Annotated in this window: 1 pseudogene; it reads left to right on the top strand. The window is 50.7% G+C overall.

From position 1 onward, the window contains the following. A pseudogene (locus NE473_RS31070) lies at nt 1–304 on the top strand (ABC transporter permease); the annotation flags it as partial.

Genomic DNA, 304 nt, shown 5'->3' with positions numbered 1-304 from the left:
ATATGATCACAGCGACTCTGGTATCCATGAACTTCTTATTTGATGTGTTTATCTTTGACTATTGGGAAAAGACACAGAGACAGGACATTATGGTCTCATTTGAACAGCCGGTTTCAGTGAACGGCGCGCTGGAGGCGGTAAAGCATCCTCATGTGGAGAACGCGGAGGCAATGATGGAATTTGCAGTGACCCTTGCCGGGCCGCAGGGAAAAACAGACTGTACGATTCAGGCGGTATCACGGGAAGCATCACTGACCAGACTGTTCCGCAAGGATGGAAGCAGGGCATATCCGGAGGAGGAGGG

Origin of the sequence: Hungatella sp. SL.1.14 (assembly GCF_024460495.1) — a bacterium.
GTDB lineage: Bacteria > Bacillota > Clostridia > Lachnospirales > Lachnospiraceae > Hungatella > Hungatella hathewayi.
Note: the sequence above shows the minus strand (reverse complement) of the source record. Positions and strands in the feature narration are given on the sequence as shown.